We start from the raw sequence: 17773 nt of genomic DNA on the forward strand, positions 1-17773 counted from the left end.
CACGGCTGTAACATGGGTTCGATTCCCGTACGGGTCACCAAAAATAAGCCCCCAGCTTAGGCTGGGGGTTATTTTTGTGCTTCCGTACGAGGAATCGAACAGGGCGGCGCACCGCAGTGCGCAACGAACAGTCCAGTGGACTGTTCGTTAGCCCGCGGGAGATTCCCGTCGGGGCTATGGAAAAAGCTCTTATTCTATACAGTTTGGGCCGACGTACGGGAATCGAAAAGCTTTTGCCCACCGTTCGCTCCGGTGGGCAAAAACGCTCCTGCGGAGCGTTTTTAGAGCGCGGGAGATTCCCGTACGGGTCATAAAAAATTTCCTCTAGCTCAGGCTGGAGGAGATTTTTTTGTTTCCGTACGAGGAATTGCTGCGCAGGCGACCGCCGCCTGCGGCGGATGCAGGGTGCGGTCGCAGGGCCGCGGGTCGCAGAGGGCCAGCCCCGCCCCAAGGGGCGTCGCCCGATGCGGGGCACCCGCGCCCGATACAGGGCGGCGCGCCGCAGCGCGCAACGAACAGTCCGGTGGACTGTTTGTTAGCCCGCGGGAGATTCCCGTCGGGGTCACAGACTATTGCCCTATTCCTATAAGATAAGAAATCCGGGAGCGGCTGCTCCCGGATTTTTGTTTTGGTTTGCTTTACTTGTTGGCGTCCAGTTCGACAACCTTTTTCTGGTACATCTTCATCAGTTCAGCTACACAGGCACTTTCACTAGTTCTTGCTTCTGTCCCTTTTACAAAACCGTAAGCATCCATCACCACACGATTTAAATTATCATGTGCAGTTTTTAGCTCACCAAAAAGCAAAAAATTTTTTTCCTTATACATAGCCGCAAGAGAAACATTTTTATGCTTATCCCTTGCTTCTAAAACTTTTTGGGCAGCCTTTTTTATAAGTTCTTTTTGCTTTTCGGATACGCTGGGCCAAGGGAAGTTATTATATACAATACCCGAAGAATATTGATAATCACTTTTCATACGTCCTGCCACAATACGCATCCATGCATTATGCACATTCGATGATAAAATACCAAAATGATAGAGCGATGCATTCGGAATCATAAGTGCACTACCATTTATGATTATTCCGGGCTTTACGTATGCAATCGGAATATAGAGTCTGTCTTCTGACGACACCTTAGGGATAACCAGCGCTCCATTTTGCGGTTGACGGATTTCTCCAAAGAGCTGCGGCGTTTCAGCCGCCTTATTCGTTTGTGGGCGAGTAGATTCATAAAGACGATAATTTTTAGTTGCCTCGATTCGGTTCATTATAAATTTAGAATTTATATAAACCGAAGGGTCAACTCCCTCTAACCACAAGCACCAACGTTTTTTGTTGTTTAATAGTTCATCGCCACCAACATATTCTCGAATACATTGGGCATTATTGGGATTTTCCTTCAATGCCGCATCAACATCTTCCGCACTCAATATCAAATTATTGTTATCTATTGGCATAGAGCCATAACACATTGCTGGGACATCACATATAGGACCTTCTTTTCTATTTTTAATATAAACCATTGGCGCATCAACCAAGTATGAATTTATAAACTCAGCTTCTGTATAGCGAGTTCCTGTATATATTTTCTTAGTAAAAACGCCTGTTGAGCAAGTAAAACCAATGATAACGCAATGAACATGAGCTTTTTCATTAGCTTCGCTTTCCCATACAAAACTTCGGTATGCAAAAACAATCTGTACATTGTATTGAGAAAGTTTTTCCCATAATACACCAGGCTGTTCTCCTTGGGTAACAGAGTTTGTCGAAACAAAAGCTGCTACTATAGATGTTTCCTGCATATATTCGGCGGCTTTAATATACCAACCCGTTACATAATCCATATTTCCTATGCCAGAAATGCCTTTACCGTAAATAGTCATAAGTTCTTTTTTCTGACTGGAAGTTTGCTCTTTCTTTCCCACAAACGGCGGATTGCCCATGATATAGTTCAGCCGGGTCTTGGGCACAACTTCTTCCCAATCCATCTGCAGGGCATTTCCTTCCACAATATAGGCGTTGGTTTTCAGAGGCAGGAACTCCAACGGCACCAGCAGGATTTTCTCGGTTTCCTTCATCATTTGACTTTCGGCAATCCAGAGCGCCGTCTTGGCGACCGTCACCGCGAAGTCATTGATTTCGATACCGTAAAATTGAGAAATAGAAATTTGAATCGGGCTGTCGCTGGCCGTATACATTGCCATCTGACCGTGCAACAATTCCAACAGGGCCCGGTTTTCCAAACGACGCAAACTCAGATAAGTTTCCGTCAGGAAGTTGCCAGAACCACACGCTGGGTCCAGAAAAGTCAGGGATGCCAGCTTGCGCTGGTAGGCTTTCAGCTTGGCCATCTTGGTGCGGTCCACCGCAATGGCACAGATTTCGTCCAGTTCCCCTTTCAAATCATCCAGAAACAGAGGGTCTATTACCTTGTGAATATTCTCGATGCTGGTATAGTGCATACCCCCGCTGCGGCGGGTCTCCGGGTTCAAGGTGCTCTCAAACACGGCACCGAAAATGGTGGGGCTAATCTCCGACCAGTTGAAATCGTCACTGGCCTTTGCCAACAGCAGCTCCCGAATCTCATCGGTAAAGGGAGGGATCTCGATATCTTCATCCGAGAAAAGGCCGCCGTTCACATAGGGGAAAGCTGCCAGTTCCGGATTATCCGCTTTTAAATATTGATCCCGATCCTCTTCTTTGGTATCCAATACCTTGAAAAGATCCACTAAAGCGCGACGCATACTGCGGGTATCAAAGGCCGACAGATAATCATGGAACATGCCGTGGCGGCCGAAAATACCGGCATCCTCGGCATACAAACAAAAGACCAGCCGTACACACAGTTTGTTCAGACTTTTTAAGGCTCGCTCGCTTCTGGGGTCTGCATACTGCTTCAGGAAAGCATCGTATAAAAGCCCGACAATCTCACCGGCGGCGATGGATACCTCCATCTCCCGTTTCAGATGCTCATTGCCGGAATCTACCAGAAATTGCAGCCGATAGGCTTCGCTTTCCAGATTCTCCAGCTTAATCACTTCCGGCTCACCCTGAGGGCGTTCCATATCATACACATAAAAGGTACTGAAATTGCAGGTAACCACCCACCGCGGATGTTTGGACACCGGCAGTTCGGTAATATACCGCTTGGCCTGCTGGAACGGCGACAAATAGGAACCGTCCGACTGGCGGATGCCTTTCTTCATATCCTTGTCCAACGCCTTCTGCTCGATCAATACACGGGTAGAAGGAATATAGCCATCAATAAAGCTGGTGTGGTCCAGATGGACCTGATCTTCAAATTCAATAAACTGTTCCGGGTGCTCCACGCCATAAACATCCCGGAGCAGAGAAAGCCAGAAGGGTTGGCTTTCCCCTTTTTCATACCCTTTGCCTTTCCAATACTCGGCAAACTCTTTTGCTGCCTTCTGCCTTTGTGCATCCGTCATGCTGTTCACCTCATCGTGCCGTCAAAATAGGGCAAACGCCTTGCTTTTTTCTTCTGGGTTCAGTATACCATGCCGGCCGCGGCAAAACAACAACGCCGGGCGCTTCTGCGCCCGGCGTTTTCCAGTTTTATCAGCCGAAGGTCACACACCAGTAGGTGGTACCGCCCTCCTCGAAGGCACACCCAATACCACAAACCGTGTAGTCGGGGCTGGTCATGGCGGCATAATGTCCCGGACTTGCCGCCCAAGCATCCACGACAGCCTGTGCGGAGTTCCAGTTTTGTGCAATGATTTCAGGGGTTTGATACCCGTCGTGGCTCATCGTGCCAGAAATCACCATGTCAATACAACGCTGTCCCGCAATGGCGGTCAAATTGCTGTCTACGCTCAGAGCAGGCCCCCCCGCCGCAGCCCGGTAGGCATTGATGTTTTCCAGCGTCGCCCAATAGGCATCATCGGTAGAATCGATCCCAAACCATTCCTGCGTTCCTGCCGCAAGGCTGAACGGAATGGCGCCGTAGGCTGTGCTGGCCGCCGGCGCCGGGGTCTGGGCGCTGTCGGCGGTGTCGCCGCTCTCGCCGCCCTCGCTGCCCGATGCCGCCGGGGCGGTCTGTTCCGCCTGCCCGGTAGTTTCTGTGGGGGCTGTGGTATTCGGTTCTTCCACCGTCACCGTGCAGCTCGCTTCCAAATCTCCCAGCTTCGCCGTGATCACCGCTTCCCCTGCGGCCACCGGCGTTACGCTGCCTGCGGCATCTACCGTGGCCACCGCTTCATCGGAGGAGGTGTAGGTAACGTTCTGGTCGGTGGCATCCTCGGGCTGGACGGTGGCCGCTGCCGACTGGGCTTCGTCCCCCACCGTGAAGGTCAGCGTTTCGGGCATGGTCAACCCGGTGGGGCTGACCACCACCGTGATGGTCCCGCTGGCCGAGATCTTGCCGTCCGCACTGGTCAGGGCCACTTCCGCCGTGCCTGCCGCCAAGGCCGCCAGATTGCCGTCGGCATCCACCATCACCACCGACGGGTCGCTGGATGTATAGCTCAGGCCCAGCTTGTCCGCCAGTTCCTCGACTTTCGCCGCCTCCGGCGTGGCACCGCTGTACGCATATTCCGGGGTGGCCATTCCGGTGGCGCCGCGCTCCATCTGGTCGGGCAGGCCCAGCGTCACCCCTGTGATGGTGGTGCCGCAGCCTGTCAGCAACAACGCAGCCGTCAGGCTTAAGGCGGCAAGTTTTCCATACAATCTCATGAAAATTCCTCCACCCTTATTCTTTTTGTTTCATTATAATACGGCAATCGCGCCCCGTAAAGAGCCGCCGCCCCCATGCAAAAACCCGGGAGCCGATGGCTCCCGGGTTTGGGTCAGTGGAAGACGACCCGCCGGCCCCGGTGGGGCAGCCCCCCGGGCCGCTTCTGGGCGGTATGGTTGACGGCCTCCAGATAGGCGCCCTCCGACGAGAGGCGAACCAGCAGGTGGAGGTACCCATCCCCCGGAAGCTGGGCCGCCCGGGCGGGCAGCGTCACCACCAACCGCAGGCTCTTGCGGCGGTACTTGCCCCGCCGGAACCCCAGACAGAGCGCGCACAGCGGCTTGCGCAGCGCCCGGCACCGATACAGCCACCGCCACCCAGCATAGACCACCGTCTGGAGGTCCAGCGCCGGGTTTTCGGTGGCGGCCACCGTCTTGTCGTTGGTAAATACCGAACAAACAATTCCTTCCTGTTCAATTTTCTGCAACATTTGTAGACATGCTCCTTTCTGCGAACAAAAAAATGACACACTTATCCCGTATGGGAATAGGCGTGTCATCAAAATTCTTCGATTGTTCGCTCTTAAGGAGCACAGTCTTAGTATAGCACCGGGCCGGGGCGCTGTCAAGCGGGGAAGGCGGGCACCGGATGCGCTTTTGCATTGGTGGGCCATCCTCTGTTCACCCGCGCCCTGTCAAACAGTCCGCAGGACTGTTTGCCTACGGGCTGTTCAAGTTTTTTGCCTGCGGGGCCATGCCCCGCAACCGCGCCCACAGTGTACAGCGCGGTGCAAAAACCAACGCAGCGCGTTGGTTCCGATTTATACGGCCGCGAAAAGCGGCCATTTTCAACGGCAGAATCTTGTCTTTGCATAATAAAAAAACGTCCCCTGTTTGGGGACGCTCTTTTATTGGTGGGCCATCCTCTGCTGACCCGCGCCCTGCCAAACAGTCCGCAGGACTGTTTGGCTACGGGCTGTTCAAGTCCTGAATGGCCTTTTGAATAAAAAAACGTCCCCTGTTTGGGGACGCTCTTTTATTGGTGGGCCATCCTCTGCTGACCCGCGCCCTGCCAAACAGTCCGCAGGACTGTTTGGCTACGGGCTGTTCAAGTCCTGAATGGCCTTTTGAATAAAAAAACGTCCCCTGTTTGGGGACGCTCTTTTATTGGTGGGCCATCCAGGACTTGAACCCGGGACCAAGCGGTTATGAGCCGCCAGCTCTGACCAACTGAGCTAATGGCCCGCATCAGTCGTACACAATAGTATATCACAAATCGGGCCGGTTGCCAAGGGCGGCGGGCATTTTTTGGGGCGGACGGGCATATCTTTCCCCAAAAGGAGGTGCGGGTCGTGCGGCGTTGGGGCTGGGGTCTGTTGGTGTTGGGGTGGGCATTGGTGGCGCTGGTGGCACCCCTATGGATGCTCTCCGATAGGGCGGCGGGTTCCCGCGGTTCTTCCTCTGCGGGGGATTCCGCCCCGTCCACCGCCACCGCTGCGCCGTCGGCCACGGCGGCGCCCGCGACCCGCACCACCCCCTACCGGGCGGTGTGGGTCAGCTATCTGGAATGGCAGCAGGTGGACTTTTCTTCCGCCGACACCTTCGCCCAAGATGCCGGGGCGCTGCTGGACAACATCGCCGACGTGGGGGCCACCGTGGTGCTGGCCCAAGTGCGGCCTTTCGGGGACGCCCTCTACCCCAGTGCACTCTTTCCCTTCAGCCACCTTTGCACCGGTACCCAAGGACAGGACCCCGGCTATGATCCCCTGGCCCTGCTGGTGCAGGCTGCCCACGACCGGGGGTTGGAACTGGAAGCTTGGGTCAACCCCTACCGCTTACAGGTGGGGGGCGTGCCCGCCCTTTGCGACGACAGCCCCGCCCGGCAGCACCCCGAATGGTGCAAGGTCACCACCCAAGGCATCTACCTTGACCCCGGCGACCCCGCCGTGCGGCAGTTCATCGCCGATGGGGTAGAGGAACTCTGCCAAAACTACGACTTGGACGGCATCCACTTTGACGACTATTTCTACCCCACCACCGACGCCTCCTTTGACGCGGCGGACTATGCCGCGGCGGAGAGCGGCCTTTCGCTGGAAAACTGGCGGCGGCAGAACGTCAACGAGCTGATGACCCTTTGCCACAGCGTGACCCAACGCTACGGCGTGCGGTTCGGCGTGGCGCCCATGGCCGATTTGGAGCTGTGTTACAGCGGCCAATACAGCGATGCCGCCCGGTGGCTGGCACAGGGCGGCTTTGTGGATTATCTGATGCCCCAGCTTTACTGGGGCCTTACCTACGAACAAAACGGCGACACCACCCGCAGTCTGCCCGAACTGGCTGCCCAATGGGCGGCGCTGTCCCGGGCCGAGGGGGTGGCGCTCTACGGCGGGCTGGGCGCCTACCGGCTGGGGGATGGGGACGGCAGCACTGCCGGCGCCGACGAATGGAACACCGGCCACGCCTTGGCCGACCAACTGGCCCTGCTGGAAACACTGGGCTTTCAGGGGGCGGGGCTCTACCGGTACGGCTCCCTGTGGGCCAATCCCCCATGGGAAACCTTGGCCGCCCAAGAACGGCAGGCAGTGGCCCAACAGTGGGGCGTTACAGCGTCCCTCGGGTATTGAGGCGATACCCTACCTTAAAAACCGTCTGGATCTCGTGCTGGAGGCCCAGCTTGCGCCGCACCCGGTTGATATGGACATCCACCGTGCGGCTTTCGCCAATGTAATCGTACCCCCATGCGGCGGTGAGCAGTTGCCCCCGGGTCAGCGCAATGTTGCGGTTGATGACCAAGGTTTCCAACAACGCATACTCCCGGAGGGTCAGGTCTACCTCTACCCCCGCCCGCCAGACCCGATGGGCCCGCAGGTCGATCTGGAGATCCTTGAACCGATACTCGGTCAGCTTACGGTTGGTGCGCCGCAGCAGATGATGTACCCGGGGTTTTAGTTCTTCCACAAAGCATACTTCCTTTTGATAGGCGGGTTCGGCCACGGTGCAGCCCTCCTTTTGTTTTCTTTCACCTATATAGTATAACGACAGATGTTGCCGACTTGTTACAAATATTGCAAATATTTGAACATTTATAGTTTATCTGTCTATTTTTAATAGGATTATTTTACCTTTTCCACCGCCCTGTGCAAAAATGGGCATCCTATCACCGGCAGAAAAGAGAGTAGCCACTTCTATTCTAGCGCATTATCCGCTAGAGTGCAATAGCGGAAATTCCGCTATGCTATACTTTTTGTATCCCTACAAAGAGTTGAGGCTGACCATGCTGTACCGACGAATCCGCGACCTACGCGAAGATCATGACTTGACCCAAACCCAACTGGGGCAAATTTTGTCTTGCAGCCAGCGGGTGTACAGCAACTATGAGCGGGGCGAACTGGACATTCCCACCGAGATCCTGCGCAAGCTGGCCCGGTATTACGGCGTCACGGCGGATTATCTTTTAGAACTGTCCGACATCCCTTGGCCTTACGGCGGCGCCCCCCGGGAATAAAAACCGGCTTTTCCACCGGGCAGCCCCGGCGCCGAGTTTTCCCCAAACACCCTCTGCCGGCAGGGGATTTTTGCCGCCCTTTTCCCCTATTTTGTGTCTTTTCCACCGCCCGGATCCCTCGGTCCGGGCCGTTTTTGCACCTTTTCGGTGGACAGTTGTGGAAAATTTTCCGCCTATTTTCGCCGTTGCTGCTGCAAATTCTCGGAATTTCCCCACTTTTCCACCCGGTTTTCCACAGTTTCAACAGGGTTTTCCACCATTTCCCCGTGGAAAAGTCCGTGGAAAGAGTGGAAAACTCGGTGCAAACGGTGCAAAACCCTGCATTTCTCTGGGATTTTTCGATTCGTTCAAAATCCATTCACATGCGGTTCATGATTTTGGCGCATGCTATACCTTAGTAAGGAGTTGAAGATCTATGAAAGAAACCACACCCCCCAAAGATCCCAAAAAGAAACTTTGGGTCGGCTATTCCATTGTGATCGTGCTGCTGCTGCTCAGCAACATTTTCCTATTCCCGGCCATGATGCAGGCCAAAGTAAAAAGCGTCAATTACAGCACCTTCTTGCAGATGCTGGAAGATAAAGAACTGACCACCGTCCAGTTGGAAGACCAGCAGATCTTCTTTGTGGACAAGGACGAAAACGCCTACAAGACCAACGCCATCTCGCAGGACGGCGATCTGGTCAACCGGCTGGAAGATGCCGGCGTAGAGTTCGGCACCGTCTACCAGAACCCCACCATCTGGGATTCGCTGCTCAATCTGGTGCTGAGCTTCCTGCCCTTCTTGGTGCTGTTCTGGCTGGCCAACCGGATGCTGGCCAAGCGGATGCAGGGCATGGGCGGCGCCAATTCCATGTTCTTCGGCGGCAAGTCGGGGGCCAAGCAGTATGTGGTGGACGACAAGACCGGCATCAAGTTTCAGGACGTGGCCGGTGAGGACGAAGCCAAAGAGAGTTTGCAAGAGATCGTGGACTTTCTCCACAACCCCAAAAAGTACGAGGACATCGGCGCTAAGATGCCCAAGGGCGTTTTGCTGGTAGGCCCTCCGGGTACCGGCAAGACCTTGCTGGCCCGGGCCGTGGCCGGCGAGGCCGGTGTGCCCTTCTTCTCCATCGCGGGCAGCGAATTTGTAGAGATGTTCGTGGGCATGGGTGCTTCCAAGGTGCGGGACCTCTTTAAACAGGCCGCCGAAAAAGCCCCCTGCATCGTCTTTATCGACGAGATCGATACCATCGGCAAAAAGCGTGACGGCGCCGGGAACTTCGGCGGCAACGACGAGCGGGAGCAGACCCTGAACCAGCTCCTCACCGAGATGGACGGCTTTGACGCCACCAAGGGCGTGGTCATTCTGGCCGCTACCAACCGTCCCGAATCGCTGGACCCGGCCCTGACCCGGCCCGGCCGGTTTGACCGCCGCGTGCCGGTGGAACTGCCCGACCTGAAAGGCCGGGAAAGTATCCTGCGGCTCCACGCCAAGAAGGTCAAGCTGGGCCCCGACTGCGACTTTTCCATTATAGCCCGGATGACCCCCGGTGCCTCCGGCGCCGAGCTGGCCAACATCGTCAACGAAGCCGCCCTCTGCGCCGTGCGTCACCGCCGCAAGGCCGTGACCCAGTTCGACCTGCAGGAGGCCGTGGACACCATTCTGGCCGGTGCCCAGAAGAAAAACAAGATCCTCAACGACAAAGAGAAGTGCATCGTGGCCTACCACGAAGTGGGTCATGCCTTGGTGGCGGCGCTGCAAAGCCACAGCGCCCCGGTGCAAAAAATCACCATTGTGCCCCGTACCTCCGGCGCGCTGGGCTTTACCATGCAGGTGGATGAGGGCGACCACACCCTGATGTCCAAGGAGGAGATCCTCAACAAGATCGCCACCTTTACCGGCGGCCGTGCTGCGGAGGAATTGATCTTCCACTCCATCACCACCGGTGCTTCCAACGACATTGAACAGGCCACCAAGCTGGCCCGGGCCGCTGTGACCCGGTACGGCATGACCGATGACTTCGACATGGTGGCGCTGGAAACCGTCAACAACGCCTACCTGGGCGGCGACGCCAGCTTGGCTTGCAGCCAGCAGACCGCCGCCGCGGTGGACGCCAAGGTGGTGGAGATCGTCAAGGCCCAGCACCAGAAGGCCCTGTCGCTGTTGGCCGAAAACAAGCGCAAACTGGACGAGATCGCCCAATATCTCTACGAAAAGGAGACCATCTCCGGCGAAGAGTTTATGCGGATTTTGAACGCCCAGCCGCAATTACCGGCAGCGACCCCGGCAGATTCCACAAAACAATCACAGTAATTTTGTGCTATTGTACCCTTGCACCCCCTTGACGAATGGGGTGCCGCCCTGTATCATAAAAGAAAACTTCTCAGCGAGGGGGGAACGCAGAGTGACGTTCGAAGAACTGCAGGAGCTTTTGGCGGAACAGTTCAGCTGCGACACGGCCGAACTTTCCCGCGGCGTTGCGCTGAGCGATCTGGGCGCCGACCATGAGGACATGGTGGAACTGGCCTGGGCACTGGGTGAAGCGCTGGGCGTGGAAATCGACGAGAGTGAACTGAACGTGGATATGACGATCGGTGAACTGTGGCGCTTTGCTGTGGATCTGGCTGAAAACGCCGAGATGTAAAACAATGTAGCCCGCCCCTTGGGGGGCGGGCTTTTTTGGTGATGGGAGCACGCTATGGCACAACGGAAAAAGCGGTATCTGCTGGCGCTGGTCTTGCTGCTGGTGGCGGGGCTGGGCTTGATGCTTGGCTATGCCGCCTGCAAGCAGGGGTATCATGTAGACGAGCTGTATACCTACGAACTGACCAACTATCCGGGGGGATTCTACGCCCTGCAGGACGGGTATCTGGATACCTGGCAGGACGGTGCGCTCTACCAGAGCGCCCTGCACCCCACCCATTCCTTTGACTACCGCATCCTCTGGAACAACCAAAAAATCGACGTTCACCCGCCGCTCTACTACTGCGTGGTCTATACCTTTGAATGTCTTTTCCCCGGGGTAGACCTGCCTTGGGTGGGGCTTTTGCCCAACTTCCTCTTTCTGCTGGCAGCCACCTTTGTGCTGTACTGGGCGGCGCGGCGGCTCACCGGGCGGTTCTGGGTGTCGTGGGTGGCGGCGGCGGTCTTTCTGCTCAACGTAGGCACCCAAGGCATGGCCATCCTGACCCGGATGTACGCCATGCTGATGTGCGAGACCCTTTTGCTGGTGTTGGCTCACCTGACCCTCTACCGCCGGCTGCGCGCCGGGCAAAAGCCCGGGCTGGTCTGGCTGGGGTTGGCGGCCGCCACCATGGCCGGCGCACTGACCCAGTATTTCTTCCTTGTGTTCTGTTTCTTCTTCTGCGGGCTGTTCGGCCTATGGCTGCTGGCCACCCGCCGCTGGCGGGCCGCCCTGTCCTATGTGGTGGCCGAATTCGGCGGGCTGGGCTTGGCGTTTTTGGCCTTTCCCACCATGCGGCAGCACATCTTCTCGGGGTCCCGGGGGCAGCAGGCTTTCGGCAGCTTTTTGGACCTCTCCTCCCTGTCCGATTGGGTCGCCAGCGTAGGCCGGGTCCTGGCCCTGCTGGGGGGCCAATTCGGCGGCGCGGCTCTCTGGGCACTGCTGCTCCTCTTTGCCGGGGCGCTGCTCTGGAAGGCGGGCTGCCGTCCCCGGGGCATGGGGTTGTTTGCCTGCATGCTGGCATTGGCGGGGCTGTGTTATATTTTGGTCATCAACAAGACCGCCCCCTATGAGGCGGACCGCTACTATGTGCTGCTCTACGGGCCGCTGGTGCTGGCAGGCGCTGCCGTGCTGGCCCGGTTGGCGGCCCTTTATCCCCGGTGGGAACCGGTGATGGCCCTCATCGTCATGCTGCCTGTCCTGATGGCCCATCTGACGGTGGGCAACGAATACCTCTACACCCAGTACGCGGGCCGCGCCCCTGCGCTGGCAGATACCGCTTCCCTGCCCGCGGTGGTGCTCAACCAAGCGGGGTACGAAGTGGCCCCCGACCTTTTCTTACCGGAATTTGCCCAGCGAGAGGCGGTGTATCAGGTCACCGGCGGCCACGACGCCGAAGGCTTGGCCGATGCGGTGGAAAACCGGGACCTCTCCGATGGGTTTGTGCTCTACGGCTACCTGTATTCCGCCGATGAGCTGTTGGAGTTGGCCAACGAAGTGCTGGATATTCAATCGGCGGAGCTGCTCACCGAGGTAGCGCGGTGCCCGGTGTATTATATTACGTTACATGCGTGATGGTTCCTTGATAAAGCCCTACTTTCTTTGCAAAGAAAGTAGGCAAAGAAACTCTATAGAAAAAGGCATGGTCCTAAGACCATGCCTTTTTGGTTGAAATTCTTTGGTCCTTTCTTTATAAAGAAAGGATGGTTAGCCGCGGGTGCCCACGATGCTGGAATCGGTGCTCCAGCCTTGCAGGTCGGTGGGGGTCAGGCTGGCCAGCCAGTTTTCCTGTTCGGCGTCCCACTGGTCCCACGCCTCTTGGCTGCGGATAGCCGTGCCGGTCAGGTAGCTGTCATCCCACGGGTTGGCCGGGTCGGGGTCGGTGGGGTCCCAGCCCCGCTTTTCCTCGTCCTTCGGGTCGGTGTAGATGGTGCCCGGTTTGCCCATCGGCCCGGGGTTTTCCGCGTCGTCATAGATCACCACCGGCGTACCGATGGGGCAGTTATCGTAGATCCACTTTACGTCTACCACCGCCAACCGGATACAGCCCAAGCTGGCAATGCTGCCCAGCTCGTTGAACTGGTCGTATTCCACGTCGTCCTTGTGCTGGCTGTAATAGGGCACGCTGTGGAACAGATACCCGCCATAGATGCGGGTGGCGTACTGCCCATAGCTGGGTCCCATCAGCAGCCGCCAGTCATAGTTCACCGGGGTGGTCCAGTAACCCGTGGGGGTGTCCTCGCCGCCGCTGCAAACCATCGCCATGAACGGTACCGTGTACCGGTTCTCCTCGTCGGTGGTGTAGACCGTCACCGTGCTGGCTGCCCGGTTTACCGCCAACAGGTAGGGGTATCCTTCCTGCGCGTCCAGCGTCATGCCCGCGTCGGCAAACTGTTCCGCCAACTGCTCCATCAACGCTTTGCCCGCTTCGTCCCAAGTGGTGGGGTCGGTCACTTCCGGCGCGTCCTTGGTGGCGTTGCTGGACGCTGCCGCCATCACCAACGCACTCTCCGGCGTGGCGGTGGGTTCCGGCGTCGGCGCTACCGTTGGTACCGGTGTCGGCGTGGGTTCCGGTTCCTTCGCTTTCTTGGAACAGCCCGCCAACAGCGTTACGGCTAACATCAGCGGTAGTATACGGCGTACAATCGTCATAGCTTTCATCCTTTGTGTGGTTGTTGTTCCTTCTTTGTTCCTTCTTTACAAAGAAGGAACCGAAGAAATTCCAATAGTATACCCCGTCAGACCTTCACGCCGTACTGTTCCCGGACGAATTTTTCCAGTGCGGGGATGCTGCGGCGTACCTTTTCGGTTGCGATGCAGTAGGCCATGCGGAAATATCCCGGGCAGCCGAAGGTATCCCCCGGCACCAAAGCCAAGTCGTAGGCCATGGCCTTGCGGCAGAAAGCCTTGGCGTCCTCCTCCAAGGCTTTGGGAAAGATGTAGAAGGTGCCGTTGGGCTTGTTGACCGTAAAGCCCAGCTTGGTAAGCTCGACATAGAGCAGTTCCATGTTGGTTTCGTATACCGACAGGTCGCTGGTCAGGTCGATGCAGCGGCCCACCGCCCACTGGAACAGCCCCGACGGGCAGTTGTGCCCCGTCCCCCGGGAGATCTGCCCGCACATCGGCACGATGTAGGCGGCGTCCTCGCAGTGGGGGTTGGCGGCCAGATACCCGATGCGCTCCCCCGGCACGCTCAAACTCTTCGAGAAGGAGTAGCAGGTCAGGGTATCGGGATAGAACTTGGCCGGATAGGGCACCTCTACCCCGCCGAAGGCGATCTCCCGGTAGGGTTCATCGGAAATCAGGAAGATGTGATGCCCATACCGTTTGCTGGCGGCGGTCAGGTAGTCGGCCAGTTTGGTCAGCGTGGCGGCGCTGTATGCCACACCGCTGGGATTGTTGGGGGAGTTGATCAGCACGGCGGCGGTGTTTTCATCCACCAGACCGTCCAGCGCGTCAAAGTTGATTTGGAAATCCTCCACCCGAGGCGGCGCCACCCGCAGAGTCAGCCCGGCGCCTTCCACGTAGGGCTTGTACTCCGGGAAGAAAGGCGCAAAGGTCACGATGTTCTGCCCCGGCACCGCCACGCAGCGCAGCGCGTGGGCCAGCGCCCCCGCCGCACCGGAAGTCATAAAGATATGGTCGGCGGTGTAGTCCATGCCGAACCGGCGGTTCAGGCTTTCCGCCACCTGCGCCCGCACTTCCGGCAGGGTCAGCGTGGGGGTGTAGCCGTGCAGCGTTACCGGGTCGGTATGGTCCAGCAAATCCCGGCAGGCTTCGGTGAACTGCGCCGGGCAGGGCACCGACGGATTGCCCAACGAGTAATCAAAGACATTCTCGTACCCGATTTCCTTGCCGCGGGCGGTGCTCCATTCGGAAATTTCCCGAATGACCGACTTGGCCCCCAGCATATCTTTATAGTGCTGCACAATCATGCTACCAGATCCCCCTTACAAATTTTGTAAAAGTATGCCTTTCCCTACTTTCTTTGCAAAGAAAGTAGGCAAAGAAATTCTAAACAAGACGCCCAAAAATTCCCGGTCACGGGGGTTCACCGCCCAAACCTCATCCCAAAATGACCGCTTCCAACTGGGCGGTGTCGGCGGCCAGATATTCGGCCCCTGCCTGCTGCAGTTCCTCCCGGGTGCGGAAGCCCCACAGCACGCCGCAGCAGGGCAGTCCCGCGTTGTGGGCGGTGGCCACGTCCACGTTGCTGTCCCCTACGTACAGCACGTTGCCGGCGGCGGGGTCTACCCCCAGATGGGCCATCAGGGCCTTGGTGCCTTCCGGCGCGGGCTTGGTGGGCACGCCTTTCCGGGCGCCCCGGATGACCTCAAACAGGCTGGCGTCAAAGTACCGCGCCACCACGTCCCCGGCAAATTCGTCGGCTTTGTTGGAGTAGACCGCCATCCGAATCCCCCGTTCGTGCAGCCGGGCCAGCAGCTCCGGCATGCCCGGGTAGGGCGCGGTCTTGTCAAACATATGGGCGCCGTATTCGGCGTCAAATTCCTTTAGGGTAGCGGCCAGCGTTTCGGGGTCGCGGGCCGATTCCGGGCTGAACCGCTCCACCAATTTGGGGATGCCGTTGCCCACAAAGTACCGGTATTGGTCCACCGTGTAGGTGGGCCAGCCATGGGCCGCGCAGACCCGATTGGCCGAGTCGGCCAGATCGTCGATGGTGTTCAGCAAGGTACCGTCCAGATCAAACAGCACGGTGGTATACATATCCCTATTCCCTTCCTCTATGCACAGATATACTTTATTATAGTGGCATCCGACAAAAACGGCAAGACGGTTTTGGCAGTTTTGCCTAGAGGCGACCAAAATAGTTGTAAAATCTACAAAAAAAGAGTACCCTCCCCTGCCCGTTTTGTGGTATGATAGGTACGCGAAACAATAAGGAGGCATTGCCCGCATGGATTTACTCTTTGACTTGCTTCGGTCCGTCGTCTACGGCGTCATCGAAGGCATCACCGAATGGCTGCCCATCTCCAGTACCGGCCACATGATTCTGGCCGAACAGCTACTCAAGTTCAGCTTTGACGAAGAATTTATGTCCATGTTCCGCGTGGTCATTCAGCTGGGCGCCATTTTGGCGGTGGTGGTCCTCTATTTCAAAAAACTGTGGCCCTTCTGTGCCGACAACGGCCGGGATTCCGGCCTTGCCAAGCATCTGCGCTGGCCGGTGGTCCGGCTGTGGTGCAAGATCATCGTGGCTTGTCTGCCCGCCGCCGTGCTGGGCTTCTTGCTGGATGACTGGCTGGATGCCCACCTCTACAACAGCATTGTGGTGGCCATCATGCTCATCGTCTACGGCGTGGCCTTCATCCTCATCGAGCGTCGGCCCCGGGTGCCTTCCACCACCAAGCTCAGCCGCATCACCTACAAGCAGGCCATTCTGGTGGGCGCGTGGCAGGTGCTGGCCATGATCCCCGGCACGTCCCGCAGCGGCGCCACCATCGTGGGCGGCCTGCTCTGCGGTATGAGCCGCCCCTGCGCGTCCCAGTTCACCTTCTTCTTGGCGATTCCCGTCATGGCCGGTGCTTCCGGGCTGAAGGTCGTCAAGTATGTGCTGGGCGGCAGCAGCTTTACCATGCCGGAAGTGCTGTCCCTGCTGGTGGGCTGCGTGGTGGCCTTCTTGGTGTCCATGGCCGCCATCCGCTTCCTGATGAACTACGTCAAGAAACATACCTTCACGGCCTTTGGCTGGTACCGCATCGCGCTGGGTCTGGTGGTGCTGGGCATCTGGATCGCCCAAACCGCTATGGCCGCCTAAGCGCCGGGCTTTTGTTCCTTCTTTGCAAAGAAGGAACCGAAGAAACTCCAAACAAAACCGCCCGCTATGGAAATTCCATAGCGGGCGGTTTTCTATGGGGATTCGGCCCCCCTCTTGCCAAGAAACACCCGCAAGCCAAAGATCGGGGCGGGGTGCGGGGGATGATTATGAGGGAAAGCAGCGGGTGTACCATAGCCTAAGCCGGGGCGGGTTTTCCCCCGCGGTGGGGACAAGCTCCTGCTCTGCAAAACACCCCGTCTTGGAAAAAACCACGCCCCGGCTGCCCCAGAGCAGCCCCCCCTGCCGCTTCGGTAAGGATTCGCAGGGTGTATGGGCTTCGCTGTGCTTTTTGTAAGGAAAGGTACCGGAAAAACGGCAACAAAAATCCCCGCCCGGGGGTACCCGGACGGGGATTTTTAGGTGACATTCTTTTGGTACTTTTCTTATAAGAAAAGTACAGAGAATCTCATGCGCACAAGATTACTTGTACAGCTCGACCAAGCGGGTCAGGTGCTCGTAACGAGCATCGGCAGCGGCCTGGTTCTTCTCGAACAGTTCCTTCGCACGCTCGGGGAAGGCACGAGCCAGACGGCTATAACGGGTCTCGTTGTTCAGGAAGTCCTGATACTTGCTCATATCGCCGGCCTTGGAGGTTAGGGTGAAGGGGTTCTTGCCCTGAGCCTTGTTGGCGGGATTGAAGGTGAACAGGTTCCAGTAACCGGCCTCGACAGCCTTCTTCATCTCGTTCTGGCAGTTGGTCATGCCGCCCTTAACACCGTGCAGCTCGCAGGGAGCGTAGCCGATGATGATGGACGGGCCGGGGTAAGCCTCAGCCTCGGCAATGGCCTTGACAGCCTGGGCCATGTTGGCGCCCAGAGCGATCTGAGCCACGTAGATGTAGCCGTAGGTCATGCAGATCTCGGCCAGGCTCTTCTTGCTGATTTCCTTACCGGCAGCAGCGAACTGGCAGACCTCACCGATGTTGGAGGCCTTGGAAGCCTGTCCGCCGGTGTTGGAGTACATCTCGGTGTCGAAGACCATGACGTTGACATCGTGGCCGGAAGCCAGGACGTGATCCAAGCCGCCGTAACCGATGTCGTAAGCCCAGCCGTCGCCGCCGAAGATCCA

General features: G+C 57.4%; 14 protein-coding genes and 1 tRNA gene. 6 read left to right on the forward strand and 9 right to left on the reverse strand.

The window, feature by feature from the left end; genetic code table 11:
• Positions 1-638 precede the first annotated feature (638 nt).
• From Q0526_RS07980 to Q0526_RS07995, 4 genes are all read right to left on the reverse strand, one after another.
• Complete coding sequence (locus tag Q0526_RS07980; protein WP_298732312.1) at positions 639-3452, reverse strand: DNA methyltransferase; 2814 nt, start codon at positions 3450-3452, stop codon at positions 639-641.
• Between the two features lie 130 nt (positions 3453-3582).
• Complete coding sequence (locus Q0526_RS07985) at positions 3583-4698, reverse strand: Ig-like domain-containing protein (protein WP_298732314.1); 1116 nt, start codon at positions 4696-4698, stop codon at positions 3583-3585.
• Between the two features lie 113 nt (positions 4699-4811).
• Positions 4812-5189: a hypothetical protein gene (locus tag Q0526_RS07990; protein WP_298732316.1), complete on the reverse strand. Its 378-nt coding sequence runs from the start codon at positions 5187-5189 to the stop codon at positions 4812-4814.
• A gap of 677 nt (positions 5190-5866) precedes the next feature.
• Positions 5867-5943 (reverse strand) — tRNA-Ile (locus Q0526_RS07995).
• 107 nt (positions 5944-6050) lie between these two features.
• Between Q0526_RS07995 and Q0526_RS08000 the strand changes: the two genes are divergently transcribed.
• Entirely contained in the window at positions 6051-7322 is a 1272-nt protein-coding gene (locus Q0526_RS08000; RefSeq protein ID WP_298732318.1) for a family 10 glycosylhydrolase, read from the forward strand.
• On the opposite strand, the gene Q0526_RS08005 is transcribed toward Q0526_RS08000, so the two are convergent.
• Entirely contained in the window at positions 7300-7692 is a 393-nt protein-coding gene (locus tag Q0526_RS08005) for a response regulator transcription factor (protein WP_298732321.1), read from the reverse strand. The two genes, Q0526_RS08000 and Q0526_RS08005, sit on opposite strands and share 23 nt — an antisense overlap.
• 283 nt (positions 7693-7975) lie before the next feature.
• On the opposite strand from Q0526_RS08005, the gene Q0526_RS08010 reads away from it, so the two are divergent.
• The 4 genes from Q0526_RS08010 to Q0526_RS08025 all read left to right on the forward strand — a co-directional run bounded on the left by Q0526_RS08010 (position 7976) and on the right by Q0526_RS08025 (position 12444).
• Positions 7976-8203, forward strand: coding sequence for a helix-turn-helix transcriptional regulator (locus tag Q0526_RS08010; RefSeq protein ID WP_298732338.1), 228 nt, complete (start codon positions 7976-7978; stop codon positions 8201-8203).
• Between the two features lie 415 nt (positions 8204-8618).
• On the forward strand, positions 8619-10499 hold the full coding sequence (gene ftsH, locus Q0526_RS08015; protein ID WP_298732323.1) for an ATP-dependent zinc metalloprotease FtsH: 1881 nt from the start codon (positions 8619-8621) through the stop codon (positions 10497-10499).
• A gap of 91 nt (positions 10500-10590) precedes the next feature.
• Entirely contained in the window at positions 10591-10830 is a 240-nt protein-coding gene (locus Q0526_RS08020) for a phosphopantetheine-binding protein (protein ID WP_298732325.1), read from the forward strand.
• Positions 10831-10884: 54 nt separating this feature from the next.
• Positions 10885-12444 carry a hypothetical protein gene (locus tag Q0526_RS08025; RefSeq protein WP_298732328.1) on the forward strand — a complete coding sequence of 520 codons (1560 nt, stop codon included), beginning with the start codon at positions 10885-10887 and terminating at the stop codon, positions 12442-12444.
• Positions 12445-12576: 132 nt separating this feature from the next.
• Here the strand turns inward: Q0526_RS08025 and Q0526_RS08030 are convergent, their stop codons facing one another.
• The 3 genes from Q0526_RS08030 to Q0526_RS08040 form a co-directional block, all read right to left on the reverse strand.
• On the reverse strand, positions 12577-13521 hold the full coding sequence (locus tag Q0526_RS08030) for a L,D-transpeptidase (RefSeq protein ID WP_298732330.1): 945 nt from the start codon (positions 13519-13521) through the stop codon (positions 12577-12579).
• Positions 13522-13607: 86 nt separating this feature from the next.
• Complete coding sequence (locus tag Q0526_RS08035; RefSeq protein WP_298732332.1) at positions 13608-14804, reverse strand: pyridoxal phosphate-dependent aminotransferase; 1197 nt, start codon at positions 14802-14804, stop codon at positions 13608-13610.
• Positions 14805-14934: 130 nt separating this feature from the next.
• A complete protein-coding gene (locus tag Q0526_RS08040; protein ID WP_298732334.1) occupies positions 14935-15594 on the reverse strand; it encodes an HAD family hydrolase in 660 nt (219 codons plus the stop codon).
• Positions 15595-15784: 190 nt separating this feature from the next.
• On the opposite strand from Q0526_RS08040, the gene Q0526_RS08045 reads away from it, so the two are divergent.
• Positions 15785-16645, forward strand: a complete 861-nt coding sequence (locus Q0526_RS08045; protein ID WP_298732335.1) for an undecaprenyl-diphosphate phosphatase — start codon at positions 15785-15787, stop codon at positions 16643-16645.
• 480 nt (positions 16646-17125) lie between these two features.
• Here Q0526_RS08045 and Q0526_RS08050 read toward each other — a convergent pair.
• A partial coding sequence (locus tag Q0526_RS08050; protein WP_298732336.1) for a thiamine pyrophosphate-dependent enzyme occupies positions 17126-17773 on the reverse strand: 648 nt, incomplete at its 5' end.

It is taken from the genome of uncultured Subdoligranulum sp. (genome assembly GCF_937890665.1).

Excerpts from the sequence above, each read along its gene's own strand:
- Q0526_RS08035 (WP_298732332.1), bottom strand. The coding sequence starts at position 14,804 with ATGATTGTGCAGCACTATAAAGATATGCTGGGGGCCAAGTCGGTCATT.
- Q0526_RS08045 (WP_298732335.1), top strand. The coding sequence starts at position 15,785 with ATGGATTTACTCTTTGACTTGCTTCGGTCCGTCGTCTACGGCGTCATC.
- Q0526_RS08040 (WP_298732334.1), bottom strand. The coding sequence starts at position 15,594 with ATGTATACCACCGTGCTGTTTGATCTGGACGGTACCTTGCTGAACACC.
- ftsH (WP_298732323.1), top strand. The coding sequence starts at position 8,619 with ATGAAAGAAACCACACCCCCCAAAGATCCCAAAAAGAAACTTTGGGTC.
- Q0526_RS07985 (WP_298732314.1), bottom strand. The coding sequence starts at position 4,698 with ATGAGATTGTATGGAAAACTTGCCGCCTTAAGCCTGACGGCTGCGTTG.
- Q0526_RS07990 (WP_298732316.1), bottom strand. The coding sequence starts at position 5,189 with ATGTTGCAGAAAATTGAACAGGAAGGAATTGTTTGTTCGGTATTTACC.
- Q0526_RS08030 (WP_298732330.1), bottom strand. The coding sequence starts at position 13,521 with ATGACGATTGTACGCCGTATACTACCGCTGATGTTAGCCGTAACGCTG.
- Q0526_RS08025 (WP_298732328.1), top strand. The coding sequence starts at position 10,885 with ATGGCACAACGGAAAAAGCGGTATCTGCTGGCGCTGGTCTTGCTGCTG.
- Q0526_RS07980 (WP_298732312.1), bottom strand. The coding sequence starts at position 3,452 with ATGACGGATGCACAAAGGCAGAAGGCAGCAAAAGAGTTTGCCGAGTAT.